The sequence below is a fragment of the Pseudomonas sp. AP19 genome, assembly GCF_001728855.1.
GTDB classification, from domain to species: Bacteria; Pseudomonadota; Gammaproteobacteria; order Pseudomonadales; family Pseudomonadaceae; genus Aquipseudomonas; species Aquipseudomonas fluorescens.
In genome coordinates this window covers 1-25,396 of the sequence record NZ_LXJP01000055.1, presented here as the reverse complement: position 1 = coordinate 25,396, position 25,396 = coordinate 1, and the positions used below count along the sequence as shown (strand labels likewise).

21 protein-coding genes are annotated in these 25,396 nt (G+C 59.9%); 12 read left to right on the top strand and 9 right to left on the bottom strand.

All coding sequences use genetic code 11. From position 1 onward, the window contains the following. Positions 1–3 precede the first annotated feature (3 nt). Complete coding sequence (locus A7D21_RS27580) at positions 4–858, bottom strand: LysR family transcriptional regulator (protein ID WP_069553180.1); 855 nt, start codon at positions 856–858, stop codon at positions 4–6. Between the two features lie 95 nt (positions 859–953). On the opposite strand from A7D21_RS27580, the gene A7D21_RS27575 reads away from it, so the two are divergent. Next, entirely contained in the window at positions 954–1,583 is a 630-nt protein-coding gene (locus A7D21_RS27575) for an FMN-dependent NADH-azoreductase (protein ID WP_053255706.1), read from the top strand. 45 nt (positions 1,584–1,628) lie between these two features. Here A7D21_RS27575 and A7D21_RS27570 read toward each other — a convergent pair whose 3' ends face one another. Continuing rightward, positions 1,629–2,186 carry an NADPH-dependent FMN reductase gene (locus A7D21_RS27570; protein WP_053255705.1) on the bottom strand — a complete coding sequence of 186 codons (558 nt, stop codon included), beginning with the start codon at positions 2,184–2,186 and terminating at the stop codon, positions 1,629–1,631. A 228-nt stretch (positions 2,187–2,414) separates the two neighbouring features. Between A7D21_RS27570 and A7D21_RS27565 the strand changes: the two genes are divergently transcribed. Continuing rightward, positions 2,415–2,651, top strand: coding sequence for a hypothetical protein (locus tag A7D21_RS27565; protein ID WP_053255704.1), 237 nt, complete (start codon positions 2,415–2,417; stop codon positions 2,649–2,651). Between the two features lie 60 nt (positions 2,652–2,711). Here A7D21_RS27565 and A7D21_RS27560 read toward each other — a convergent pair whose 3' ends face one another. Together A7D21_RS27560 and gspG are read right to left on the bottom strand one after the other, a co-directional pair. Then, complete coding sequence (locus A7D21_RS27560; RefSeq protein WP_053255703.1) at positions 2,712–3,056, bottom strand: hypothetical protein; 345 nt, start codon at positions 3,054–3,056, stop codon at positions 2,712–2,714. A 103-nt stretch (positions 3,057–3,159) separates the two neighbouring features. Further along, on the bottom strand, positions 3,160–3,606 hold the full coding sequence (gspG, locus tag A7D21_RS27555; protein ID WP_069553179.1) for a type II secretion system major pseudopilin GspG: 447 nt from the start codon (positions 3,604–3,606) through the stop codon (positions 3,160–3,162). Positions 3,607–3,760: 154 nt separating this feature from the next. Between gspG and A7D21_RS27550 the strand changes: the two genes are divergently transcribed. After that, positions 3,761–4,678 (top strand): LysR substrate-binding domain-containing protein, encoded by a 918-nt coding sequence (locus tag A7D21_RS27550; protein WP_069553178.1) that lies wholly within the window; start codon positions 3,761–3,763, stop codon positions 4,676–4,678. Positions 4,679–4,823: 145 nt separating this feature from the next. Beyond that, positions 4,824–9,044, top strand: a complete 4,221-nt coding sequence (locus A7D21_RS27545) for a glycosyltransferase (RefSeq protein ID WP_069553177.1) — start codon at positions 4,824–4,826, stop codon at positions 9,042–9,044. Positions 9,045–9,093: 49 nt separating this feature from the next. Here A7D21_RS27545 and A7D21_RS27540 read toward each other — a convergent pair whose 3' ends face one another. The 3 genes from A7D21_RS27540 to dnaQ form a co-directional block, all read right to left on the bottom strand. Further along, positions 9,094–9,675 (bottom strand): GNAT family N-acetyltransferase, encoded by a 582-nt coding sequence (locus tag A7D21_RS27540; protein WP_073638536.1) that lies wholly within the window; start codon positions 9,673–9,675, stop codon positions 9,094–9,096. Between the two features lie 8 nt (positions 9,676–9,683). Next, positions 9,684–11,939, bottom strand: a complete 2,256-nt coding sequence (locus A7D21_RS27535) for an Orn/Lys/Arg decarboxylase N-terminal domain-containing protein (protein WP_069553176.1) — start codon at positions 11,937–11,939, stop codon at positions 9,684–9,686. Between the two features lie 202 nt (positions 11,940–12,141). After that, positions 12,142–12,882: a DNA polymerase III subunit epsilon gene (gene dnaQ, locus A7D21_RS27530; RefSeq protein WP_167422778.1), complete on the bottom strand. Its 741-nt coding sequence runs from the start codon at positions 12,880–12,882 to the stop codon at positions 12,142–12,144. A gap of 130 nt (positions 12,883–13,012) precedes the next feature. Here dnaQ and A7D21_RS27525 point away from each other — a divergent pair, with 130 nt between their 5' ends. Beyond that, the gene (locus A7D21_RS27525) at positions 13,013–13,390 is read left to right on the top strand and encodes a DUF2388 domain-containing protein (RefSeq protein ID WP_371859235.1); all 378 of its coding nucleotides are present in this window, start codon (positions 13,013–13,015) and stop codon (positions 13,388–13,390) included. 3 nt (positions 13,391–13,393) lie between these two features. Here A7D21_RS27525 and rnhA read toward each other — a convergent pair whose 3' ends face one another. After that, on the bottom strand, positions 13,394–13,846 hold the full coding sequence (rnhA, locus tag A7D21_RS27520; RefSeq protein ID WP_053255695.1) for a ribonuclease HI: 453 nt from the start codon (positions 13,844–13,846) through the stop codon (positions 13,394–13,396). Between the two features lie 86 nt (positions 13,847–13,932). Continuing rightward, entirely contained in the window at positions 13,933–14,691 is a 759-nt protein-coding gene (locus A7D21_RS27515) for a class I SAM-dependent methyltransferase (protein WP_053255694.1), read from the bottom strand. A 65-nt stretch (positions 14,692–14,756) separates the two neighbouring features. Here A7D21_RS27515 and gloB point away from each other — a divergent pair, with 65 nt between their 5' ends. The 7 genes from gloB (at position 14,757) to A7D21_RS27480 (ending at position 24,621) form a co-directional block, all read left to right on the top strand. Further along, positions 14,757–15,524, top strand: a complete 768-nt coding sequence (gene gloB / locus A7D21_RS27510; protein WP_053255693.1) for a hydroxyacylglutathione hydrolase — start codon at positions 14,757–14,759, stop codon at positions 15,522–15,524. Positions 15,525–15,622: 98 nt separating this feature from the next. After that, entirely contained in the window at positions 15,623–17,035 is a 1,413-nt protein-coding gene (locus A7D21_RS27505; RefSeq protein ID WP_053255692.1) for a transglycosylase SLT domain-containing protein, read from the top strand. Between the two features lie 211 nt (positions 17,036–17,246). Beyond that, complete coding sequence (locus A7D21_RS27500) at positions 17,247–19,076, top strand: extracellular solute-binding protein (protein ID WP_053255691.1); 1,830 nt, start codon at positions 17,247–17,249, stop codon at positions 19,074–19,076. Then, positions 19,073–20,911, top strand: a complete 1,839-nt coding sequence (locus A7D21_RS27495) for an extracellular solute-binding protein (RefSeq protein ID WP_053255690.1) — start codon at positions 19,073–19,075, stop codon at positions 20,909–20,911. Before A7D21_RS27500 ends, A7D21_RS27495 begins: the two co-directional genes overlap by 4 nt. After that, entirely contained in the window at positions 20,912–21,985 is a 1,074-nt protein-coding gene (locus tag A7D21_RS27490; RefSeq protein ID WP_053255689.1) for a microcin C ABC transporter permease YejB, read from the top strand. A 1-nt stretch (position 21,986) separates the two neighbouring features. Beyond that, positions 21,987–23,006: an ABC transporter permease gene (locus A7D21_RS27485; RefSeq protein WP_053255688.1), complete on the top strand. Its 1,020-nt coding sequence runs from the start codon at positions 21,987–21,989 to the stop codon at positions 23,004–23,006. A 1-nt stretch (position 23,007) separates the two neighbouring features. Beyond that, positions 23,008–24,621 carry an ABC transporter ATP-binding protein gene (locus tag A7D21_RS27480; protein ID WP_069553174.1) on the top strand — a complete coding sequence of 538 codons (1,614 nt, stop codon included), beginning with the start codon at positions 23,008–23,010 and terminating at the stop codon, positions 24,619–24,621. Positions 24,622–25,396 lie beyond the last annotated feature (775 nt).

The window sequence follows — 25,396 nt, the reverse complement described above, 5'->3', positions numbered from 1 at the left end:
CACTCAGTAACGCCGGGAAGCGCCGTAACGGACCACGACCTGGGTGATCACCTCGACCAGGCGTGAGTCCGCCTCCGGCGCGCTGAACAGGCGGAACTCGGCGTCCGGCAACGCGGGCAAACCCTGTTCGTTGCCGAGTACCGTCAAGCCCGGCTTCACTTGGCTGAGTGCCATCGGGGCAATTGCAAACCCGGACATCGCGGCAGCGTGCAACGCCGCGTAACTGCTGCACTGCAAGGCGGTGCGCTGGGCGATACCGGCCTGGGCAAGACGGGTCAACGCCGCCTCGCGGTAAGGACAGGGCGCCGGAAACAGGGCCAGCGGCAAAGGCGTCGGTAATGCCACCGTCGGTTGCGCGGACCAGGCCCACACCAGCGGCTCTCGCCACAACGCCAGGCCCGGCTCGCTTGACTCGCATAACGACCCCACGACCATATCCAGCTCACCCTGCTTCATCAAACTCAGCAACGAACCGGGAATGCCCACCTGCACGGTGATCTGGATGCCTGGGTATTCGGCGGCAACGTCTTGCAGCTCACGCAACAGGCGTGCGTCGGCGAACTCCTCCGACACACCCACGCGCAGATCTCCTGCAAACGCCGAACGGGTCAGCTCCGCCCAGGCATCCCGATTCAACGCCAGAATACCGCGCGCGTAGGCCATCAACCGTTGGCCGTCCGGCGTCAACTGTTGGGAACGCGTGGTGCGCGTGAGCAACGGCTTGCCGACCTGTTCTTCCAGGCGCCGCAAATGCCCGCTGACGGCCGACTGCGTAAGGTGCAGACGCTCGCCTGCACGACTGAAACCGCCCTCATCCACCACCGCGACGAAGGTTTTAAGCAGCACGCCATCAAACATATTCTGATATCTAATTAATAGGCCGCCAAAACACGATTTATATTTCATCAAGCGCTATGTTGCAATGCTCGGGTCAACTTTCTTCGAGGCCCACTATGACTACGCTTCTGCACATCGAATGCTCACCCCGCAAACAGCGCTCCGCATCCCTGGAAATCGCTCGCCAATTTATCCAGCGTTATCAGCAGAACGCCCCGGACACCCACGTGGTGACCCTGGATGTGTGGGCTCTCGACCTGCCGGAATTCGATGGGCCGGTGATGGACGCCAAGTATGCGGGCCTCAGCGGCGTGGCATTGAGCGACGAGCAACGCGTCGCCTGGACGGCACTGAAAGCCCTGGCGGCCCAGTTGCATCAGGCGGACGTATTGGTGTTCTCGGTACCGCTGTGGAATTTCGCGATCCCTTACAAGCTCAAACACTTTATCGACGTGGTGTCGCAGAAGGATGTCTTGTTTGAGTTCAGCCCGGAACACGGTTTGCGAGGCCTGCTGCACAACAAGACGGCGGTGAATGTGTACGCGCGAGGGATGGATTTTTCCGCACCCGGCGCGCAGGCGATGGACTTTCAGAAACCCTATCTGGACGCCTGGCTCGGATTTATCGGTGTGACGGATGTGCACACGCTGTCGGTGGAAAAAACCCTGCTGGGGCCGGAGGTCGATCAGACCTCCCGCCAGCAATCCACCGCACACGCGCTGGCACTGGCGGATCGCCTGGCCTGACCGCAAAAACAAAACACCCGGCGCTGGCGGCCGGGTGTTGCGTATTCAACCGTGTTGTTTCTCGACCCAGGTGCCATAGGCATTGATAAACGCCTGCAGGAATGGCTTGGTCTTTTCCGACACATTGCCCGCCTCATCGAACGCGCTGCCCGCGCCCCCCAAGTAGGCTTCCGGCTGCTGCATGCACGGCACATCAAGAAACACCAGCGACTGGCGCAGATGGTGGTTGGCGCCGAAGCCGCCAATCGCGCCCGGCGACACACTGATGATCGCGCCGGGCTTGCCGCTCCAGGCACTTTGCCCGTAAGGGCGAGAGCCCACATCAATGGCATTCTTCAGCGGGGCGGGCACGGAACGGTTGTATTCCGGGGTCACGAACAGCACCGCGTCGGATGAACGTACCTGCTGACGGAAAGTACTGTAGGCTGCGGGCGGTGATGCCCCGTCGATGTCCTCGTTGTAGAGCGGCAAGTCGCCAATTTCAACGATGTTCAATGTGAGGTTGGCTGGGGCCAGTTCGGCCAAAGCCAGGGCGACCTTGCGGTTGATCGACTCTTTTCTCAAGCTGCCAACCAGGACGGCAATCGTATAGACCTTACTCATTGAGGTTTTCCCGACGTCTGACTAATGGAGCTTGTAGTTATAGAGTTTTCGCGACAGGTTCACCAGAAGGTTTTGATGAGGCCCAAGACGTTTGACTCGCCGCTGCCAGCGTAGGAAGCGTCTGAAAACATCAACGAATAGTATTTTTTTTCCATAGGTAAACTACCCCGCTCCATGACGGTCTACAGAACCGCAAATCGAGTGTTTATCTCCAGAGGTTCTAAACAGATGGCTGCAGTACTTGTCGGACAGTTCCATGCCAGAGACGCGGAAGGACGCGTGTATTCGGTGCATGAGTTCCAGGAATCCAACCCGGTGCAAGGCGACCTGGCTGGCTCGGCGCCCACCACTACCTACAAGCTGGCCATTGGCGATCGTGTAGAGAAGCTGGAAGGCGATGAATTCAGACTGATCCAGTCGGACAAAATTATCGTCCGCGAATCCCCAACGTTCCTCGCTTCATAAGATCCCGCCTTATCGACCTGCTCAGTCCTGGCCATTGATGGCGTTGACTGGGCTGGGTGATCAGGGTCGGCGTATCTCCGTCACCTCGACGCCCTGCTCACCGTCCATTTGCCTGAGCGTCACCATCAACCGCCCCCGCTCGCCCTCGACGGCAAACAGCGATCGCTTGTAGCCCGAGGTGCCGTAACCGGGATAGGCGACCACCTGCCTGACCAATGCAATCTCCAGCACCGCGCCGACCTGCTCGCCTACCTGTTCCTGGGAACGGATAAACGCCTCCAGGGCGAGATTTTCCGGGGTGTGTTCATCGTGACTATTGAGGAGATAAGCAGCCACGCTACCAAGGGTCACCAGGACCAGTAGTTGCTTGGCCGTTACCCCGAGGAATGTCGAGGGTATAGGCATGTGAGACCGGACCTGTTTTTGTTTTAAGTGCCGAGTAACCGGCATTGGTCGTTGATGATCAGATGCGCCATTCTAATCAGGTCGATGGGTAATGCCAGATGAATCAGTTGTCGCCGTAGGTAATATCCTTGTTCTCGCCGACACCGCCCAGTGTGCGGTCCTTGCCAAACGAGAACAGGTCGAAGGGCGTTTTCGCTTGCGTGGCCGGATAGTGATACTGATAGGCAATGCCCCAAGGGTCGGCCAGCAGGTCTTCGCTCACGTAAGGCCCCTTCCATTTCACCTCGCCAGCCGGTGCCGAGGTCAGCGCTTCCAGGCCTTCTTCATCAGTGGGGTAACGGCCAATGTCTTGATGAAACTGCTCGACAGCCTTGCCCAGTTCGGCCACTTGGGCTTTCGCCGTGGCAATTTCCTTTACGGTGACCTCACCCAGTAAACGTGGCCCCACCGCAAACGCCAGCACGCCAACGATGATCAACGCCACCAGCACCGCCCAACGCGTAAAGCCACGCTGGCCGGGGATCTTTCCGATTGTGGTACGTCCTGGCATGGTAAGGCTCCCCATTGTCCCTCGGTTGATACGTTCTTATATGACCTGATCATTGCAGTTGTATACATGCTAACGCTGCCCGACACCCGACCACGCCCGTGCTGTTTTTTCCCCAGCCATTGAAACCCCACCGCACTGAACATAGACTCCGGCGATGCGTTTACGTCATATCGAAGTGATTCAGGCCATCTTGCAGACCGGACACCTCGGCACGGCCGCCGAATGGTTGCAACTCCCCGTGGGCGATGTGGACGCCACGCTCAAGGATGCCGAGCGCCAATTGGGCTTCATGCTGTTTGCCAGCGTGCGCGGGCGTTTGCAAGCGACGCGCGAGACCCTGGAGCTGCAGGCTGAAATCGCCCAGCTCTACGAAGCGCTGGAACCGGTGCAACGCCTGGCCAGCCGCTTGAAACACCATCATGCGCCCACCCTGCGTGCAGTGTGCACCCCGCCCCTGGCCAATCAACTGCTGCCGCAAAGCATCGCTGCATTGCGTCGACGCTTCCAGGACACGCCGTGCAACCTGTCGAGCCAGCCGACCCGGGAGATCGTCAGGAGCCTGCTGCTGCGCGAAGCCGATGTGGGCCTGAGCCTCTATGACCCGCAGCACCCACACATTCAAAGCACGGTATTGGCGCAGGGCAAACTGCAATTGCTCGCGCCCCACGGCTGGCTCAAGCCCAAGCAAAAGTACATTGCATTACAGGAGCTGGCCGGGCAATCGATGATCGGGCTCGAAGGGCATGACCCGTTAAGCCGTCTGCTCGACGCCAAGTTGCAGGCTCTGCGCCCATTGCCGGAGGTGCAAACGCGGGTGCAGACCTATCAGATGATGCGCAGCCTGGTGGAGGCAGGGGAAGGTTTGGCGATTGTCGACCCGTTCACCGCATCCGGTGCCCGGGAGATCGGGCTGGATGCTTGCCCGTTATCTCCGCCCATCCCGGTAATCCTTTACGGTTTGACGTTGAAAGAAACTGAATCGACGCCAGCGCTGAATGCCCTACTGGAGATCATCATGCACAAGGCCCAAGCCTTGCTGGCCGGCACACCGCCGAGCGCGCCAGTCGCGTAACGCAGACCTTTGCTCCCCTGCCCCCGACACACCTCCTGACAGTCAAGCGGGAACCCCTTCCGACGTTTTCTTCACCTATTCGCTGCACAAAGCCCCACTGGGGCGCTGTGCCGGACGATATACCACCACTACGGAAGGCTCCTCAATGAACGTGACCCATCACGCCACTACTGCGCGTCTGCCTCTGAGCAACGTCGCCAACCACAACCAACCACAGCTCGCCAGCCCCCTGATCAGCCCCCCAACGGCAGCGGATAATGATGCGCCTGAGGTAGCTGACGCGCTCGACAACCCCACCGCCCTCAAAAAAGCCTTCGGTGAACGCTGCAACTGGAGAGAGCTGGCCAACGCACTGCGCGCGCTGCTTGAGGAACTGAGCCAAACATTCCCCGGTCACTTAACCGGCGACCAGCAAATCCGTGTTGCCGCCGAACTGGCCGTGCGCCTGAGCACGCTTTCAATACCGGTCTGTGAAGACTCCGACTACTACCAACAACACCAACTGACCCCAAGCAATCTTTTCGTCAAGCTCCAAGCGTACCTCGCCGGCAGCGGCCTGAACGTACCGACAACCCTCGACGAGGTGCTCGCGCTGTATCAAACCGCGACCAAGCACGTGCAGACCCACCCCCTGGGTAATTTCAGCGGTGCGTTGTCTTGGCCAAGCCCTATGGCAGGCGTGGATAAACAAGCCATCCTCGACCTGCTGAATGCGCCTGACTCAACCCTGCCTGGGCTGCCATTGGCCGATAAACGCAAGGGCGTGCTGGGCTATCTGTTATCGGCAGCCAGCCTGTCGAACGATGACTTGAAAAAACCCGCCGAAGCGACGCAGATGCTGCTGGGCTCAGCCGCAGCCAAAGCACTGGGCGAGGCCATACAAACCCGGCTGGGTGGTGTCGCGACGAACACCAGCCTCAATGATTACTTGCTGGCGGCCATCCACCTCAGCCTGGACCCGGAAGCCGTGCACGCGCCGGTGCGCAACGGTGTCGCCGGCTTTGACCTTGGGCAACGCCAGCAATGGGGTAAACCGGCCGCAGCGGTTATTGAGGGTTTGAGTCACCACCTGGTGAAAGAAGGCCGTGCCTCTACGCAATCAGCCGACCTTGCCGCCCGGGTATTGCTGGCCCGCACCGCACCTGAATGCTTGGTCAAGGACATCCCGCCCAGTGTGAAGTACGGCAGTATTCCCTGGACACAGCTGGCCATTGCCGCAGCCAAACTGGAAGCCCAAGCGCCGGGGCGCGTGCTCACGATGACCTACAGCGAGGTATTGGCTGGCGCCGAAAATATCGAGATCGACGCAAACCTTACCCAATACATCCAGCGCGAAGCGGTGATCAATTGGGGCGTGGTCAATGGCCTGTGGAACGCCGGCCAGGTGCCCTCGGATACCGAAATGCAAGGTTTGCAGCGCGCCTTCAGCACCCAACAGAGCGCTGTGCAGGCGACAGCAACGGCACTCGCGACACCGCTTCCGAACCGTGAAGACATGGGGCTGGCGTTACTCAGAGAAGCATTTCCGGGGGTCGACGACAGCGTCTTCAAGGCCAAAGACATCGTCAAAGTCTCAAAGATCCCAGGGCGGCCGGGCCGTATCCCCGGCGAGCACTCGATGCTCGATATCGTCATGCAGGGCGACAAGACCAATGCGGACCGCAACGAACATTGGGAAACCCACAACCAACGGATCCCCATTCAGGCGTTTTGCGAGCAGTCAACCAGCGGCAAGCTGAGCGTCGCAGAGACCTTTACGCAGCACTACGCATCTGCCATTGAGGCAATGAAAAAAGGCCATTCGGGCATGGCTCACTACCTGATATCGACCTTGCCGCCGGAGGACAAACAGAATTTCGAGTATGGCGAGCTCGAATTTTTCCAGACCAACGAATACACGCTAGGCACCGACTTCTGGACCCAAACCCTGAGTAAAAGAGGCCATACGCTGGATGTAAAGATCACCCGTGACGGGCAGGTCAACATTTATCGCATTGATACTCACGCCGGCACTATTTCCAAAGAAAACTACAAGATCCATACGTATTCGCCGCCCTACGACAAACTCGAGACGAGGGTCGCCAACGCCTTGCATAAAACCGTGCGGTTTAACCCCTTCCCGGCCGAACACAGCCTGCAGGCGGGGGAAAAAGACACCCTCTTGCAAACGCCACAGGTCTTCGACTCCCCGCGCACCCACTACATCTCCCGGGTGTTCACCCAATCGCTTGACCTAGACAATGACGACCTGCTCCAGCATGCCAGAGGGTCCACCTCTTACGATAAAAGCGCAGCTGCCGACGATGCCATCGGCCAGTTCCTGCTCAACCTGATTCCCTTCAGGTCAGCCGTTGTCAATTTTATGAAGGGCAACGTCGGCGATGGCTTGTTTGACCTGGGCACTGATGTTGTGGGCCTGGTGACCCTCGGCCTGGGCAAAGCCGCCCAAGCGGGCAAAGTGCTTGCCAAGGGGTTGACCAGCCTGAAGGCGGCGACGAAAACCGCACGATTCGTAGGCACCGTTGCCATTGAGGCGCTCAACCCCTTGAGTGGCGCCAGCGACCTGCTCAGGGGCGCGGGCTGGCTGATACGCCGCGGCGCACGCCTGGGCAAGGAAGCGGTGAATGTGCTCAAGGGTGCCAGTGGTAGCTACGATGTGCTCAAGGCAGCAGGCCAGCAGCATGGTTTGGCGGCCGTAGGCACCTACACAGTGGCCGAGCACAGCCTGGAAGGCGGCGCCGTGTTCCGCAACGGTCACTGGTATGCCTACGACATCGGCAAGGGGCAACCCTATGGAGCGCCGCTGAAAAAATTCCAGCCGGCAGTCGTGGCGAACGCGGGCCAAGTCAAGACCCTGAACAAATCTGCGCTGCTGGGTTACGAGGCAACAGTGTCCCCCGAACTGCTCCGGGTGAAGGGCCTGCAGGCCAACGTCTACGTGGGCCCGAACAATATTGAATATGTGAAAGTCGACGGTAAGCTTTATCGGTCCACGCTCAAGGATGGCCAGCGAGTCATCCAGCATCCCGACGCACGCCAAGCCGATATTGCCGTCAGGGACCTGGGCGTCGCCGGCTGGGAGCCTTCCGCCTCGGCCAACCGTTTATTCGGCGGTGCCCCCGACAACTCGCCTGCCTGGAAGCTCGACGAAAACACCTACGTAATGCCGATAGATGACGTACGAGTCAACACATACCCGGGTTCGTTCCCTTACTCCATCAACTATGACGGCATGAACTATCTCGCCACCTTCGATACCCGTGTCGGGGCCTGGAGCCCAGATGCCGCAAACGGTATTTATTTCTGGAGAACGGGAAAGAACAAATGGCAGCGAGGCACACTTGATGAAATGAACAAAGCCAAAAAAATCGACGCGCATAATTTCAAGTTCGTTGATGCGACCCCGCCGGCCATCCTGCAAATGCCGGAAAATATCCGCCCCCTACCCAAAGACATTCACTATTTCTGGGCCGGCGGCGAAATATCGGAGAAGTTGGTCAAGAACATCGCGGCCAATACCGAAAAGATGCCGGGGTTCAACGCCATTGTGCATGTTGACGCCGATACCCCAGCGCTGTTCACGGCCATCAAGGCCAATCTGGAAAACAACGCACCGGGTATCACCGTCATGAACTTGCACGAAGAGGCATTTTTCCAGCCCCTGAAAAATTCGGAAATGTATACCTATTTCCGCCAGGGCCAGGGCAAGAATCTCGCCGCCGCCTCTGACGTGGCACGCTACCCGTTAATGAATAAATATGGCGGCATCTATCTCGACACCGATGACACGATCAAAGGTGCTGTCGGCTCGGCAGGCCTGCACGCGGGAGACTCGGATATCCTGATCGGCGCGCCGGTCGCGCACACACTGACCGACTACAGACTGTTCTTTAACACGAGCAACTTCGCCACCCAGGCAGACAACCCGGTCGTCACTGAAATGATTGCCGAAATGAATCGCCGCTTCAGCAATAATAAAGCCTACTTTCAGGCCAATCGCCCGACCACGGGGCGTGACGCCAATGGCGCGGTCAGCTACACGGCGGATTTCCGCACCTACGAGAGCAGGATTTTCGAGACCGTGGGCCCGAATATGTTTGACGACGTGCTGAAAGCCAGGCGACCGGACATTTACGACGCAGGCTTCGATAAAAAAAGTAAAGAAACCAACTTGGTCAATGGCAGACTGAGGCTTGGCAAGCCGTTCAACCTCGACACCGAAACGCGCCAATATTATGCCGACCGAGGTATATCGGCACCGAGCGACCTGCAATCGAGGGTAGATGAGGCCAAGAAGCACTATGGGGCCTTCCGTGATCAATTGCAGGTAGAGGTCGGCGCCGAACACTCCTGGATCGACTCCTAACCTGCCCCGAGGCCTTTGAGGTGGTGTGAAAAGCTGGCAGACGCAACGTTCAGTCCGTGCCCAACTCGGGCTTGAACAGCCGATACCAGAAAATCGCCACCTCACGGGTCTGCGGATCAATCCCGCGATAACGCAGTTGATCGATCCCACCCATCACGTATCCGCAACGCTCATACAGGCGGCAGGCGCCGAGGTTGTTGTTCTGGGTTTCGAGCATCATGCCCGGCAGGTTTTTCTTGCGCGCCCAGAACTGCGCCACGTCCAGCAATGCCTTGGCCACACCATGCCGCCGTGCAGGCAAGGCCACCGCCAGTTCATCAACGTGGGCAAAACCGTTCCAGTTGGTGCTGACCACGACATGCCCTACCGCACGGTCATCCAGGTAAGCCATAAAAATCGCACTGTCGGGTGCGTCACGAAAACTGGCGAACTCTTCCGGGTCGATGCCATAGCACTTGCGGTACGGCAGGATGCGCTCCACGCCCCATTGCTCGACACGCTTGCCCATTTCCGGCACGGCATAGGCGCTGACCTCAAAGCTGAAATCATTGCCCCACACGTAGGCATCAAAACCTTCGTCGGCGACCCGCACACTGAGCCCTGGGTACTTCGGGTTCATTACAGCTTGCATAAACATCCTTAACCCTTGATGCAATCGACGGTGTAACAACGGCCATTGCCGTCATCTTCGTGTTGCAACCCATGAACATCGGCGACAAAACCGGGGAAGCTGCTATCGAACGTGCGGGCGAACGCCAGGTAGTCGATGATCGACCGCGTCGCCTCGGTAAAACGCTCGCCCGGCATGATCAACGGAATGCCCGGCGGATAAGGCACCAGCATCACGGCGGCGATGCGCCCTGACAAGGCATCGATGGACACAGCTTCGACTTCACCCCTGACCAACTGATCGTATGCGTCAGCCGGTTTCATCGCAATTTCCGGTAACACTGTGTACATGCGCTTGAGGTGCCTGGCCGTGGCATTGCTGCGGTAACAACTGTGCAATTGGTCGCACAGGTCGCGCAAACCCAGGCCTTGATAACGCGCCGGCCCCTGTTTGAACACCGAGGGCAAACAACTGGCCAAGCTGACGTTAGCGTCGTAGTTGCGCTTGAACTCCAGCAACTCGGTGAGCAAGGTACTCCATTTGCCTTTGGTGATCCCCATGGAAAACAGCACGAGGAAAGAATACAGGCCAGTCTTCTCCACCACCAACCCACGCTCCCAGAGGAATTTGCTGACGACCGCCGCAGGAATTCCGCACTCGCTCAACGCGCCTCCGGCATTCAGGCCGGGCATCACCAGCGTCACCTTGATCGGGTCCAGCAACACGTAGTCTTCGGCCACATCGCCAAAGCCATGCCAGTCGTCCTGAGGGTGCAACAGCCAATCCGCAGTGGCCACCCGGTCGATACCGGCGACTGAAGGCGGCTGCCAGATCGAAAACCACCAGTCCTCGGCGGCGATATGCTGGCGCAGGTTAGCCAGGGCGCGCCGGAAGCTCAGCGCCTCATCGAACATCTCTTGCAACAGCGAACGCCCGGCCGGGCCTTCCATCATCGCCGACGCGACGTCCAGCGAGGCGATGATGCTGTATTGCGGCGAGGTGGAGATATGCATCATGAACGCTTCATTGAAACGGTCGCGGTCCAGTTGGCGCGCGCCGCCGTCCTGCACATGGATCATCGACGCCTGGCTGAAGGCTGCCAGCAGTTTGTGCGTCGAGTGTGTGGTAAATACCAGCGGGCTGTCCGCAGTACGCGAGGTGCCCATGCCATAACGGCCGGCGAAAAACTCGTGGAACGCCGCGTAGGCGTACCAGGCCTCGTCGAAGTGCAAGACCTCGACACTGTTGCCCAATTGCTGCTTGATCAGCTCGGCGTTGTAGCACAGGCCGTCATAGGTGGAATTGGTGACCACCGCCAGCTTCACTTTCGGCGGCCGGCCACGGGTCAACGGGCTGGCTTCGATTTTGGCCTGGATCGATTCGGGGCTGAATTCGCTCAGCGGGATCGGGCCGATAATCCCCAGTTCGTTGCGTTCCGGGCACAGGTACAACGGGATCGCGCCGGTCATGATGATCGAGTGCAATACCGACTTGTGGCAGTTGCGATCCACCAGCACCAGGTCGTCGCGACCGACCATGGAATGCCAGACGATCTTGTTGGCCGTCGAGGTTCCGTTGATCACAAAGAACGTGTGATCGGCGCCGAAGTTGCGCGCGGCACGCGCTTCGGCTTCCGCCAACGGGCCCGTGTGATCGAGCAGCGAGCCCAATTCGGGCACGGACACAGACAGGTCCGAACGCAGGGTATTTTCCCCAAAGAACTGATGAAACGCCTGCCCAACCGGGCTTTTGCGGTAGGCCACACCCCCGCCATGGCCGGGTGTGTGCCAGGAGTAGTTGGAATCGGCAGTGTGCTGCACCAGTGCCTTGAAGAACGGCGGTAACAAGCCATCCAGGTAGGTGCGTGCGGCGCGCGCGACTTGCCGGGCAAGAAACGGCACGGTGTCTTCGAACAGATAAAGAATCCCGCGCAACTGGTTGAGCTCGCTCATGGCATCAGCCGGCGCATTCTCCAGGGTAACCTGCTCGCCCAGAGCAAAGATCGGCAGGTTAGGCGCCCTTACCCGTGCCAGGCGAATCAACTCGACCATGTTTTGCAGCAAGTGGGTATTTTCCCCGGCCCCTTCGGCGGCGATCAACATGCACGCCAGGCCGTGATGGGTAGAAGCCACCAGCCGGCCTTCGGCGTAGTCGACAGCGGAGAAGATGCTGAAGCCCTCTTGTTCCAGCTCGTGGGCGATGCCTCGAACCCGGTCACCGGCAACGGTGTCGGCCTTTATGTCTCGGTGTACGATAAGAACAGGGAACTTCAGGTCTTTGTACATGAGCGCTTGTAGTCCTGAGGGCTATGCATTCAGGGTAGAAGCTGGGAGCGGATGACGCGAATGAAGATTTTTCCGGCGATGATGTTCAACAGCGGGAGCGAGCTTGCTCGCGGGTGCGGTGCATCAGCCAGCACCTTGATCCATTGACCCAGCGCTATCGCAGCCCACCCGCGCCGACATTTTTCAACCGTGTTGAATCAGGCTATTGCTGGGTCAGTTGCGACCACAGAGCCGGCGCACCGGCCGACTTGGCAATCGCCTCCAGCCGCGTTGCATGCTCAGCCAAATCCTGCTCGCTGGCACGGATGATGGTGGTCGGCTTGCGATCCGCCGGCAAACGGCGAATTTCCGAAGGGCGGTTGCCCGAGCCCTCCGCCGACCCCGTGCCATCGGAGGCGTTACCGGCCAGGGACAGGCTGGTTTGGCCGCCGGTCATGGTCAGGTAAACGTCGGCGAGAATCTCGGAGTCGAGCAAGGCGCCGTGCAGTTCACGGCCGGAGTTGTCGACGCCATAACGTTTGCACAAGGCATCCAGGCTGTTGCGCTGGCCTGGGTGACGCTCACGGGCCATCATCAAGGTGTCGAGGATCGAGCAGTGCTGGGAGATATCCGCACGATCGCTCTGCCCCATCAGGGCAAATTCGTTATTGATGAAACCGACGTCGAACGCCGCGTTATGGATGATCAGCTGGGCGCCGTTGATGAATTCGAAAAACTCGTCGGCCACTTCGGCGAAGCGCGGCTTGCCTTTGAGGAATTCGTCGGTGATGCCGTGAACGCCGATCGCACCCTCGTCACTGTCCCGATCCGGTTGCAGGTAAACGTGAAAGTGACGGCCGGTAAGGCGGCGCCCCATCAGTTCGACACAGCCGATTTCGATGATCCGGTGGCCATCGGTCACCGGCATGCCGGTGGTTTCGGTATCGAGTACAACAGATCGGATGGCCATCAGGGTTCAGCTCTCAACGGTGGTGTATTTCAAGGGGCGCAATATTAGCACGTCACACCTTACGCAGCCCAAGACCGGCCCAAGGCGCTTGATGCACGACAGTTTTTAACACGCTTTAGCAAAGCTGCAGCAGTTCGCCCTGGACGCGCTTGCCAGCCTGCGCACCCCACTCGAACGCGGACCGTACCGCCCGATAAACCGGTCAAAAACCCTGTATGCCCTGGTGCTGATGGGCAGCGCCTGCACGGCGCACGCCACCCGCTTCGTGATGACGACCGACGTTCTGGTCAGCCTGTCCATGAGTGACACCCAGGGCACGAGTTCTTCCTTCAAGCACGACAAGAGTGTGCAGGCCGCCAGGCAGGACGCCGAATCGTTTGTGGCCAGTGATGGCCAGACCCGTGGCGTGCGCCTGACGTTGGCGCTGATGCCTATCCGCGCGCGTTTGCCGGCGCAAACCTTCAGCGACATGCAGCTGGCCCAGGCCATCGCCGCCCTTTAAACCTTAGCTCTGCTTGTAACCGCGCACGTCATCCACGCCACGGTTGGCCAGTTGGTCGGCGCGTTCGTTGCCCGGATGGCCGATGTGCCCGCGCACCCATTTCCAGGTGATGTTGTGACGGTTGCACTGCTCATCGAGCAGTTGCCACAGGTCGGCATTCTTCACCGGTTCCTTGGCCGCGGTTTTCCAGCCGCGCTTCTTCCAGTTGACCATCCACTCGTTGATGCCTTTCATCACGTATTGCGAGTCGGTCACCAGCAGCACGTCACACCGGCGCTTGAGTTCTTCCAGGCCGCGAATGGCGCCCATCAGCTCCATGCGGTTGTTGGTGGTATTGGCTTCGCCGCCCCACAGTTCCTTCTCCACGCCCTTGCACACCAGCAACGCGCCCCAGCCGCCGGGGCCGGGGTTGCCCTTGCAGGCGCCATCGGTGAAGAGTTCTACGGTATCGGTCATCGGTTGCATCCATCAAAACGGGCTGGCGGTAATCGACCGACAGTATCCCGAGGCCGAACGATTCGGCCGGTCATCAAAAAGGGGGGTTACGGTTCACTCTGCTTGCGATTGACCTTGGCCATCGGCATCGGCACCAGCTTGCCCATGGGTTGGCGTTGCACCTGACGCACCGGCCGCAGCCCGACCACGATCTTGCGCGCCACCAGTAAATAGAAGCCGCCACCCGCCAGTTGCCACGCACCCGCTCGGCGCTCCCAGCCGGCCAGACGGCCTTGCCACTTGGCTGACGCAAGCGGCGGACGATAGCACCCGAAGCGGCGTTTCTCCAGCGCAAAACCCAGCAGGTTCAGCCAGTCGCCTACCCGTGATGGCGCGATGCAGCGCGCCTGGCGCAGGCCATCATGGGCGAACACATGGCGCAGGCCCCAACTGCTCCAGGGGTTGATGCCGATAATCAACAAATGGCCACCAGGGCGCACACTGCTCGCCGCTTCACGCAGCAAACCGTGGGGTGACAGACAGAAATCCAGGCCATGCTGCAACACCACCACATCGGCGGCATGCTCGCTCAACGGCCAGGCCTGCTCCTCGCAGACGATCTCCACCCCCGGCAGCGGCGCGCCCAGGCGCACATTGCGCTGGACCTGCGGCGCAGCGGGCGGCGTCTGCGCCGACGGGCCGTAGTGCACCAGGTAACCACCAAAGAACCGGCCCAGCTCGTCTTCGAGCATGCACCGTTCTTCGTCCAGCAAAAATTGCCCGATCGGCCCGGACAGCCATTCACGGGCCGCGCTGATCAGGGCCAGCCATTCAGGATCGGCCTGGGCGAACGCTTTATCAGTCATTGCATTCTCCAACTCGCCTAGACGTTCTAAGATGCACCAATGTGTTCAGCTTGGCGAATCGAAGAATGATACAGATCAGTGCACTCCCCGCGTTCACCGACAACTACATCTGGTTGTTACAAGACCCGCACACCCAACGCTGCGCCGTGGTCGACCCCGGCGATGCCGAGCCGGTGCTGGCCTGGCTCAGGCAGAACCCGCAGTGGGCCCTCAGCGACATCCTGATCACCCACCATCACCATGATCATGTCGGCGGCGTCGAGCAACTGAAAAGTGTGACCGGCGCCAAGGTTTACGGCCCCGCGAGCGAAAACATCCCGGCGCGCGACGTGGCGTTGATGGATAACGACCGCGTCACGGCTCTGGGCTGGGACTTCGACATTTATAGCGTGCCGGGGCATACCCTGGGCCATATCGCCTTTTACCATCAGGGCGTGCTGTTTTGTGGCGACACCCTGTTTGCCGCCGGTTGCGGCCGCCTGTTCGAAGGCACGCCGGAGCAAATGCACACCTCATTGCAACGCCTGGCCGCGCTGCCCGACGACACCCTGGTGTACTGCACCCACGAGTACACACAAAGTAATCTCAAATTTGCCCAGGCCGTGGAACCGGACAATGCCGATATCGCCGCACGCGTGGAAACCGTCAAGCAGTTACGGGCCCGTGGCGAGATGACGCTGCCGTCCAATTTGGCCCTGGAAAAACGTACTAACCCTTTTCTACGTACCGCAGAAACATCCGTTAAACAAAAAGCGGACGAACGGAACGGTCGCGACAACCGCTCTGGGGCCGAGGTGTTTGCTAGCTTGAGGGCATGGAAAGATAAGTTCTAAGAGGATGCAATCTGATACGGAATTTCTGAATGGTTGACCGGAACCAAAGCGCTTTCTAGAATCGCCCGACATTTTTGCCCGGAACTTACTTCCAGCCAATGTCGTCATCTATTCGTAAATCCATCTCTTCAGACGCATTGACCCGCCTGGCTCAAGCCGTGGCGGTGGCTGTGTCCGCGACTCTGGCGGGCTGCCAATCGACAAATTTCGCTGCACAATCCACCGTGCAACCCAAACCCAATCTTGCCGCCAAGATCAAGCAAAAACCTATTTGGCTCTCAGAGAAGCCCAGCCCCGAAGTCCCCCAGGATGTCTGGGAACGCATGCGACGGGGCTTTCAATTGCAGGACGGCCTGGGCGTCAACCCGCGCATCGAGCAACAGCGTTTGTGGTTCGCCAGTAACCCTTCCTTCCTGGAGAACGCCGGAGAACGCGGCAGCCTCTACATTCATTACATCGTCGAACGCCTTGAAGAACGCAACATGCCCCTGGAGCTGGCGCTGCTGCCAGTGATTGAAAGTGCCTACAACCCAATGGCCTATTCGCGCAGCGATGCGGTCGGCCTGTGGCAGTTCATTCCCTCCACCGGGCGCTACTTCAACCTGCGCCAGACCCGTGCCTACGACGGCCGCCGCGATATCACCGCCTCCACCACCGCCGCCCTGGACTATCTGACACGTCTGCATGACATGTTCAACGGCGATTGGTTGCTCGCCCTGGCGGCGTACAACGCCGGTGAGGGCACGGTCAGCCGGGCCATCGAGCGCAACGAAAAGCTCGGCCTGCCGACCGACTACTGGAACCTGCCCCTGCCCCAGGAAACCAAGGACTACGTGCCCAAGTTCCTGGCGCTGTCCCAGGTGGTACTGGCGCCCGAGGCTTACGGCGTCAACCTGAGCCCGATTGCCAACACGCCCTACTTCGAAGTGGTTGAAGTCAAGCAAAGCATGGACCTGTCCCGGGTCGCCGCGCTGGCTGAGATCGACGAAGACGAACTGTTCCAGCTCAACCCGGCGTTGAAACAACGCACCACCCTCGACGGCCCCCAGCATTTGCTCGTACCCAGCTCCAAGGCGCAGCTGCTGACCAGCACACTGTCGACGATGAAGCCGGAAGAATTGCTGGCGATGCGTCCGAAAAAGCAGGTGTTCGACGAAGTTGAGACCACACGGGTTGCCGGGCGCACGCGCAGCTACAAAGTGCGCACGGGCGACAACCTCACGCTGATCGCCAAGGCGAACAAGGTCGATGTGCATGACCTGCAGCGCTGGAACAAGCTCAATGGGCAGGCCCTCAAGGTCGGCCAGACCCTGGTGATGCAAGACACGCGCAAGCTGGTGGCCAAGGCTGACAGCAAGAAGCCGGTGCAATACAAGGTCAAGAAAGGCGACTCGTTGTACATCGTCGCCAAGCGCTTCAACGTTGAGATGCAACATCTCAAGCGCTGGAACCCGCGTACTGGCCAGGCGCTCAAGCCGGGGCAGATGCTGGTGGTTTCCGGGCCGCGCTAAGGCTTCAAGAATACTGGGGCGCTCATGGGGGAGCGGGCTTGCTTGCGAAAGCGGTGGCACATTCAACATCTCTGTTGACTGACACACTGCCTTCGCGAGCAAGCCCGTTCCCCCATTGCATTCCCAGTGTTTCCAGCCACCTTTTTCCAACCGGAACAAGCTGTTACTGTACCGATCATAAAGCCCAAGCCGCCTGGATCGGATCTCTGACTTGAAGCGTCCCCTCCTTCTACTAATAAGTCTGGCCTTGAGCTTTGCTGCGAACGCGACGATTACCGAGAGCCACGGTTATACGCAGTTCGGCGTGCTCAAGTACCCGGCCAAATTCACCCACTTCGATTGGGTAAACCCTGCAGCGCCTAAAGGCGGGACCTTGCGGGTCATGGCATTTGGCACGTTCGACACGCTCAACCCTTACACCTTCAAGGGCTCAAGCCCGGTTTCCACCCCCAATTTCCTGCAATACGGCGTCAATGAGCTGAACGAGCCGTTGATGGTCGGCACTGGCCAATACGCGCCGTCCGGCGACGAACCGACCTCCAGCTACGGGCTGATTGCACAGTCGGTGGAGTACAGCGAGGACCGCAGCTGGGTGGTGTTCAACCTGCGCCCGGAAGCGCGCTTCCACGATGGCAAACCCATCACCGCCTATGACGTGGCATTTTCCTATCGCACGCTGCTGACCGAAGGCCACCCGCAGTACCGCACCAACCTGCAGGAAGTGGCGCGGGTCGACATCCTCAACCGGCATCGCATCCGTTTCGTGTTCAAGCGCGCCGGCAACCCCTTGCTGATCCTGCGCCTGGGCGAGCTGCCGGTATTGCCCCAGCATTACTGGAAGAACCGCGACTTCAAGGCCACCACGTTCGAACCACCGCTGGGCAGCGGGCCGTATCGCATCAGCAAAGTCACCCCTGGCCGGCAACTGGTGTTTGAACGGGTCAAGGATTACTGGGGCAAGGACCTGCCGGTCAACCAGGGGTTCTACAACTACGACAAGGTCGAAGTGGAGTTCTACCGCGACAGCGACGTGGCCTTCGAAGCCTTCAAGGCCGGCGAATTCGACATCTACATCGAACACCAGGCCAAGAACTGGGCCACCGGCTATAACTTCCCGGCGGTCAACCGTGGCGATGTGATCAAGGCGCAAATCGCCCACCAGATCCCGACCCAGAGCCAGGGCCTGTTCATGAACACGCGGCGTCCGACCTTCGCCCAGGCCAAGGTGCGCGAGGCGCTGGGGCTGATGTTCGACTTTGAGTGGACCAACCGCACCCTGTTCAGCAGCGCCTACAAACGCACCGTGAGCTACTACCCCAACAGCGAATTTTCCGCGACCGGCGTGCCGGTGGGACGCGAGTGGCTGATGCTTTCGCCGTACCGTGACCAGTTGCCGGCCAACCTGTTGACGCAAGCCTTCAGCCTGCCGCAGACCGACGGTCGTGGTATCCCGCGCGACACCCTGCGCCGCGCCCTCGCCCTGCTCGGCGAAGCCGGCTGGAAACTGTCCGGGCAGCGCCTGCTGGACAGCAAAGGGCAGCCGCTGCGTTTGGAGATCCTGCTGGTGAACCCGAACCTGGAGCGCATCCTGCAGCCGTATGTCGAGAACCTGAACAGCATCGGCATCGACGCGCGCTTGCGTACCGTGGACCGGGCGCAATACAAGCAGCGCCTCGATCAGTTCGACTTCGACATGATCCTGGTCACCCTCAACCAGACCCTGAGCCCCGGCCTTGAGCAGTGGCAGTACTTCCACTCCAGCCAAGCGGCGATCAAGGGCAGCAAGAACTATGCAGGCATCGCCAACCCGGTGGTCGATCACCTGCTGGAGCAACTGCTCGCGGCGCAGACCCGCGAAGAACAATTGGCCGCCGGCCGCGCCCTGGACCGGGTGCTGCTGTGGCAGCACTACAGCATCCCCAACTGGTACCTCAACTATCATCGCCTGGCGTACCGCAACCGGTTCGCCTTTGTCACCACGCCGCCCTACAGCCTGGGCCTGAGCGCATGGTGGCTGAAAGCTTCGGAGAAAGCCCAATGATGTCTTTGCGCAACGCATTGCTCACCAGTCTGTTGCTGTGCTCTGCGGCCAACGCCGCGCCGCAACATGCGTTGACCCTTTACAACGAACCGCCGAAGTACCCCGCCGACTTTAAGCATTTCGACTACGTAAACCCCGACGCGCCCAAGGGCGGCACTTTTCGCGAGTCGGCCATGGGCGGCTTCGACAGCCTTAACCCCTACATCAGCAAGGGCGTGCCGGCAGACAATCTGCCGCTGATCTACGACACCCTGGCCATGCAAAGCCTGGACGAGCCCATCACTGAATACGGGCTGGTGGCCGGCAAGATCGAAAAGGCGCCGGACAACAGTTGGGTACGCTTTTACCTGCGCCCCGAAGCGCGCTTTAACGATGGTCACCCGATCCGCGCCGAAGACGTGGTGTTCACCTTCCAGGCCCTGATCAAAGATGGCTCACCGCTCTACCGCACCTATTATGCCGACGTCGACGAAGTGGTGGCCGAAGACCCGCTGCGCGTGCTGTTCAAGTTCAAGCGCACCAATAACCGCGAATTGCCGCTGATCCTTGGGCAACTGCCGGTACTCCCCAAACATTGGTGGGCGACCCGCGACTTTGCCAAGGGCAACCTGGAAATACCGCTCGGCAGCGGGCCGTACAAGATCGCCGAGGTCAAGCCCGGGCGCATGGTGCGCTATGAGCGGGTCAAGGACTACTGGGCCAAGGACTTGCCGATGACCCAGGGCTTCTACAACTTCGACAACCGCATCACTGACTATTACCGTGACGGCACCGTCGCCCTGGAAGCCTTGAAGGCCGGGCAGTTCGACTACTGGCTGGAATTCAGCGCGAAGAACTGGGCCAACGCCTACAACATTCCGGCCGTCGCCCAGGGGCGACTGATCAAGGAAGAAATCCCCAACGGCAACCCCACCGGCATGCAGGGTTTTGTGTTCAACACGCGCAAACCAATGTTCCAGGATGTGCGGGTACGCAAGGCCATCAGCCTGTTGCTGGATTTCGAATGGAGCAACAAGCAGCTGTTCAACGGTGCCTACACCCGCACCCGCAGCTACTTCGAGAACTCGGAAATGGCCGCCACCGGCCTGCCCGGCCCGAGTGAATTGGCAATCCTCGAACCGTTTCGCGACAAGCTCCCCGCCGAAGTCTTCACCCAGGCCTTTGAGCCGGCCAAAACCGACGGCAGCGGCATGATCCGCAACCAGCAGCGCGAGGCCTACCAGTTGTTGCAAGAGGCCGGCTGGAAGATCGTCGACGACAAGATGGTCGACACCACCGGCAAACCTGTGAACATCGAGTTTCTGCTGGCCCAGACCGACTTCGAGCGGGTACTGCTGCCCTTCAAGCGCAACCTGGCCGACCTTGGCATCAACCTGGTGATTCGCCGCGTTGACGTTTCGCAGTACATCAACCGCCTGCGTTCGCGGGACTTCGACATGCTGGTGGGCAGCTTCCCGCAATCGACGTCACCGGGTAACGAACAGCGCGAATTCTGGTCCTCGTCCAGCGCCGACAAGCCTGGCAGTCGCAACTACATGGGCCTCAAGGACCCGGTCATCGACCAACTGGTGGAAGCGTTGATCGACGCCAGCTCACGCCAAAGCCTGGTCGACCACGCCAAAGCGCTGGACCGTGTGTTGCAGTTCGGCTACTACGTGATTCCCAACTGGCACATCAAGACCTACCGCGTCGCGTACTGGGACCACCTCGGCCACCCCAAGACCCCGCCACGCTACGACGTCGGCACAGTCACCTGGTGGGCCAAGCCCGCGGCCAAGCCGGCCATCACCCTGGACACTGCACACAGCGCCGATCCGGCGAGCGGAGGCGATTAAATGCTGGCCTATATTGTTCGCCGCCTGTTGCTGATCATCCCCACGCTGTTCGGGATTTTGCTGATCAACTTCATCATCATCCAGGCCGCTCCCGGTGGCCCGGTTGAGCAGATGATCGCCAAGCTCGAAGGCTTTGACGGCGCCACCAGTCGCATTGCCGGTGGCGGCGCCGAGGTCTCGGTGGCCGGCTCCAGCTACCGCGGCGCGCAAGGCCTGGACCCGGCGCTGATCAAGGAAATCGAGAAGATGTACGGCTTCGACAAATCGGCGCCGGAACGTCTGTGGATCATGGTCAAGAACTACGCGCGGCTGGATTTCGGCGACAGCTTCTTTCGCGATGCCAAGGTCATCGACCTGATCAAGGAAAAGATGCCGGTGTCCATCTCCCTCGGGTTATGGAGCACGCTGATCATGTACCTGGTGTCGATCCCGCTGGGGATCGCCAAGGCCACACGGCACGGCAGCCACTTCGACGTGTGGACCAGCTCGGCGATCATCGTCGGCTATGCGATCCCGGCTTTCCTGTTTGCGATCCTGCTGATCGTGGTGTTTGCCGGCGGCAGTTACCTCGACTGGTTCCCCTTGCGCGGGCTCACCTCGAATAATTTTGACGCGCTGAGCTGGGGCGGCAAGATCCTCGATTACTTCTGGCACCTGGCCTTGCCTGTCACGGCCCTGGTGATCGGCAACTTCGCGACCATGACACTGCTGACCAAAAACAGCTTCCTCGATGAAATCAACAAACAGTATGTGGTCACCGCCAAAGCCAAGGGCCTGACCAACCACCGCGTGCTGTACGGCCATGTGTTTCGCAACGCCATGCTGCTGGTCATTGCCGGGTTCCCTTCGGCGTTTATCGGGATTTTCTTCACCGGCTCGTTGTTGGTGGAAGTGATCTTCTCGCTCGACGGCCTGGGCCTGATGAGTTTTGAAGCGGCGATCAACCGTGACTACCCGGTGGTGTTCGGCACGCTGTTTATCTTCACCCTGCTGGGGCTGGTGGTGAAACTGATCGGTGACCTCACCTACACCCTGGTCGATCCGCGTATCGACTTTGCCAGCCGGGAGCATTGAGATGAACCTGTCCCCCCTCAATCGCCGCCGATTCGAACGTTTCAAAGCCAACAAACGTGGCTGGTGGTCGCTGTGGCTGTTCCTGATTCTGTTCGTGCTGAGCCTGGGCGCGGAATTGATCGCCAACGACAAGCCGTTGGCCGTGCACTTCGACGGCGACTGGTACTTCCCGGCGCTCAAGCGCTACCCGGAAACCACCTTCGGCGGCGAGTTCCCGTTGGAGGCCAACTACAAGAGCCCGTATATCCAGGAATTGCTCAAGGCTAAGGACGCCTGGACGCTGTGGGCGCCGATCCCGTTCAGCTACCAGAGCATCAACTACGACCTGAAGGTGCCGGCGCCCGCGCCGCCCTCGTCGGTCAACCTGCTGGGCACCGACGATCAGGGCCGTGATGTGCTGGCGCGGGTGATCTATGGGTTCCGCGTGTCAGTGCTGTTTGCCCTGACGCTGACGGTGCTCAGCTCGATCATCGGCGTGGTCGCCGGGGCCTTGCAGGGTTTCTATGGCGGCTGGGTCGACCTGGCCGGGCAGCGTTTCCTGGAGATCTGGTCGGGCTTGCCGGTGCTGTACCTGCTGATCATTCTCGCCAGTTTTGTGCAGCCCAATTTCTGGTGGCTGCTGGGGATCATGCTGCTGTTTTCCTGGATGAGCCTGGTCGACGTGGTGCGCGCCGAGTTCCTGCGCGGGCGCAACCTCGAATACGTACGCGCGGCCCGCGCCCTGGGCATGCAGAACGGCGCCATCATGTTCCGGCATATCCTGCCCAATGCCATGGTCTCGACCATGACCTTTATGCCGTTCATCCTCACTGGCGCCATTGGCACCCTCACCGCCCTGGACTTTCTCGGCTTCGGCCTGCCGGCTGGGTCACCGTCGTTGGGTGAACTGGTGGCCCAGGGTAAATCCAACCTGCAAGCGCCGTGGCTGGGCATGAGTGCATTTGCCGTGCTGGCGATCATGCTGAGTTTGCTGGTGTTTATCGGCGAGTCCGCGCGCGATGCCTTCGACCCGAGGAAATGAGATGAATCAGGACAATCTGATCGAAGTCCGCGACCTCTGCGTCGAGTTCGTTACCGGCGACCATCACCACCGTGTGGTCAACAATGTCAGCTTCGATATCAAGCGCGGCGAAACCCTGGCCCTGGTCGGCGAAAGCGGCTCGGGCAAATCGGTGACCGCCCACTCGATCCTGCGGCTGCTGCCTTACCCGCTGGCCCGGCACCCGGCCGGCACCATCAACTATTCCGGGCAAGACCTGCTGACGCTCAAAGAAAAAACCATCCGGCATATCCGCGGCAACCGCATTGCGATGATTTTCCAGGAACCGATGACCTCGTTGAACCCGCTGCATTCCATCGAGAAGCAGATCAACGAAGTGCTCGGCCTGCACAAGGGGCTCACGGGCAAAATCGCGACCCGTCGCACCCTGGAATTGCTCGAACTGGTGGGCATTCCCGAACCGCACAAACGCCTGAAGGCTCTGCCCCACGAACTGTCAGGCGGCCAGCGCCAACGGGTGATGATCGCCATGGCGCTGGCCAACGAGCCTGAGTTGCTGATCGCCGACGAGCCGACCACGGCCCTCGACGTGACGGTGCAGTTGAAGATTCTCGAACTGCTCAAAGCATTGCAGGCGCGGCTGGGCATGGCGTTGCTGCTGATCAGCCACGACCTGAACCTGGTGCGACGCATCGCCCACCGCGTCTGCGTGATGCAACAGGGCTGCATCGTTGAACAGGCCGAGTGCGAGACGCTGTTCCAGTCGCCGGAGCATCCTTACACCCAGGAACTGTTGGCGGCGGAACCCAGCGGCGGGCCGGCCACCAATGCGGTGGGGCCGCCGTTGCTGGAAGTCGCTGACCTGAAGGTGTGGTTTGCGATCAAGAAAGGCTTTTTGCGAAACACTGTCGATTACGTCAAGGCGGTGGACGGCATCAACTTCAGCCTGGCCCAGGGCCAGACCCTGGGCATAGTCGGCGAAAGCGGCTCGGGCAAATCGACCCTCGGCCTGGCGATTTTGCGCCTGATCGCAAGCAAAGGCGGGATCCGCTTTGAGGGCCAGCAACTGGACCGACTGACCCAACAGCAAGTGCGCCCGTTGCGGCGGGAAATGCAGGTGGTGTTTCAGGACCCCTTCGGCAGTTTGAGCCCGCGCATGAGCGTCAGCGAAATTGTTGGCGAAGGCTTGCGCATTCACAAGATGGGGACGCCGGCGGAGCAGGAAACGGCGATTATTGCAGCGCTCAAGGAGGTCGGCCTGGACCCCGACGCGCGGCACCGCTACCCGCACGAATTCTCCGGCGGCCAACGGCAGCGCATCGCCATCGCCCGCGCGCTGGTACTCAAGCCACGCCTGATTTTACTGGATGAGCCAACGTCAGCACTGGACCGCACGGTACAGCGCCAAGTGGTGGAATTGCTGCGCAACTTGCAGGCCAAGTACAACTTGACCTATCTGTTCATCAGCCATGACCTGGCAGTGGTGAAGGCCCTGAGCCACCAACTGATGGTCGTAAAGCATGGGCAAGTGGTGGAACAGGGAGAAGCGTCGGCGATCTTTACTGCCCCACAGCATGCCTACACACGGCAGTTGTTGGAGGCAGCGTTCTTGGTGCCCGCGGGTGTCCGCGGTTGACCTTGGGCATATCCATTATTTGGGTGATGGCTGATAGCAGTTCCACCCTCACGGCGCGGGCCGCCTAGAACCAAAAACACATCAAAAACCGAGCACCGCGGCCTAACAACCGCCCTGGCGATGAAAGCAGATCTCGGTCAAATTGTGGGAGCGGGCTTGCTCGCGAACGCGCTGGGTCAGTTACAAATGAGCTGACTGACCCACCGCATTCGCGAGCAAGCCCGCTCCCACATTTGGAACTGGGTACATCAGGCAGAGGGTGGGCTGCTCTTCAGACTGTATTGGGTCAATCTGGGAGCTGGTATGGGGTCTGCGGCTGGGCATGCCTGATGTATCGAAGCGTCTGCATCGCAGGCAAGCCAGCTCCCACAGAAAAGCAGTGCACTGCGGTGCTGGTAGCTAAACTCGGTCAACATTGTGGGAGCGGGCTTGCTCGGGAATGCGGTGGGGCAGTTACAAATAAGCCGACTGGCACACCGCTTTCGCGAGCAAGCCCGCTCCCACATTTTGAACTGGGTACATCAGGCAGAGGGTGGGCAGTTCTTTAGACTGTATTGGGTCAATCTGGGAGCTGGTATGGGGTCTGCGGCTGGGCATGCCTGATGTATCGAAGTGTCTGTATGGCAGGCAAGCCAGCTCCCACAGAAAAGCAGAGCACTACGGTGCTGGCAGCTGAACTCGGTCAACATTGTGGGAGCGGGCTTGCTCGCGAATGCGCTGGGTCAGTTACAAATGAGCTGACTGACCCACCGCATTCGCGAGCAAGCCCGCCCCC

Coding starts and splice junctions, on each gene's coding strand:
- A7D21_RS27580 (WP_069553180.1), bottom strand. CDS start 858: ATGTTTGATGGCGTGCTGCTTAAAACCTTCGTCGCGGTGGTGGATGAG.
- A7D21_RS27575 (WP_053255706.1), top strand. CDS start 954: ATGACTACGCTTCTGCACATCGAATGCTCACCCCGCAAACAGCGCTCC.
- A7D21_RS27570 (WP_053255705.1), bottom strand. CDS start 2,186: ATGAGTAAGGTCTATACGATTGCCGTCCTGGTTGGCAGCTTGAGAAAA.
- A7D21_RS27565 (WP_053255704.1), top strand. CDS start 2,415: ATGGCTGCAGTACTTGTCGGACAGTTCCATGCCAGAGACGCGGAAGGA.
- A7D21_RS27560 (WP_053255703.1), bottom strand. CDS start 3,056: ATGCCTATACCCTCGACATTCCTCGGGGTAACGGCCAAGCAACTACTG.
- gspG (WP_069553179.1), bottom strand. CDS start 3,606: ATGCCAGGACGTACCACAATCGGAAAGATCCCCGGCCAGCGTGGCTTT.
- A7D21_RS27550 (WP_069553178.1), top strand. CDS start 3,761: ATGCGTTTACGTCATATCGAAGTGATTCAGGCCATCTTGCAGACCGGA.
- A7D21_RS27545 (WP_069553177.1), top strand. CDS start 4,824: ATGAACGTGACCCATCACGCCACTACTGCGCGTCTGCCTCTGAGCAAC.
- A7D21_RS27540 (WP_073638536.1), bottom strand. CDS start 9,675: ATGCAAGCTGTAATGAACCCGAAGTACCCAGGGCTCAGTGTGCGGGTC.
- A7D21_RS27535 (WP_069553176.1), bottom strand. CDS start 11,939: ATGTACAAAGACCTGAAGTTCCCTGTTCTTATCGTACACCGAGACATA.
- rnhA (WP_053255695.1), bottom strand. CDS start 13,846: ATGACCGATACCGTAGAACTCTTCACCGATGGCGCCTGCAAGGGCAAC.
- A7D21_RS27515 (WP_053255694.1), bottom strand. CDS start 14,691: ATGACTGATAAAGCGTTCGCCCAGGCCGATCCTGAATGGCTGGCCCTG.
- gloB (WP_053255693.1), top strand. CDS start 14,757: ATGATACAGATCAGTGCACTCCCCGCGTTCACCGACAACTACATCTGG.
- A7D21_RS27505 (WP_053255692.1), top strand. CDS start 15,623: ATGTCGTCATCTATTCGTAAATCCATCTCTTCAGACGCATTGACCCGC.
- A7D21_RS27495 (WP_053255690.1), top strand. CDS start 19,073: ATGATGTCTTTGCGCAACGCATTGCTCACCAGTCTGTTGCTGTGCTCT.
- A7D21_RS27490 (WP_053255689.1), top strand. CDS start 20,912: ATGCTGGCCTATATTGTTCGCCGCCTGTTGCTGATCATCCCCACGCTG.
- A7D21_RS27485 (WP_053255688.1), top strand. CDS start 21,987: ATGAACCTGTCCCCCCTCAATCGCCGCCGATTCGAACGTTTCAAAGCC.
- A7D21_RS27480 (WP_069553174.1), top strand. CDS start 23,008: ATGAATCAGGACAATCTGATCGAAGTCCGCGACCTCTGCGTCGAGTTC.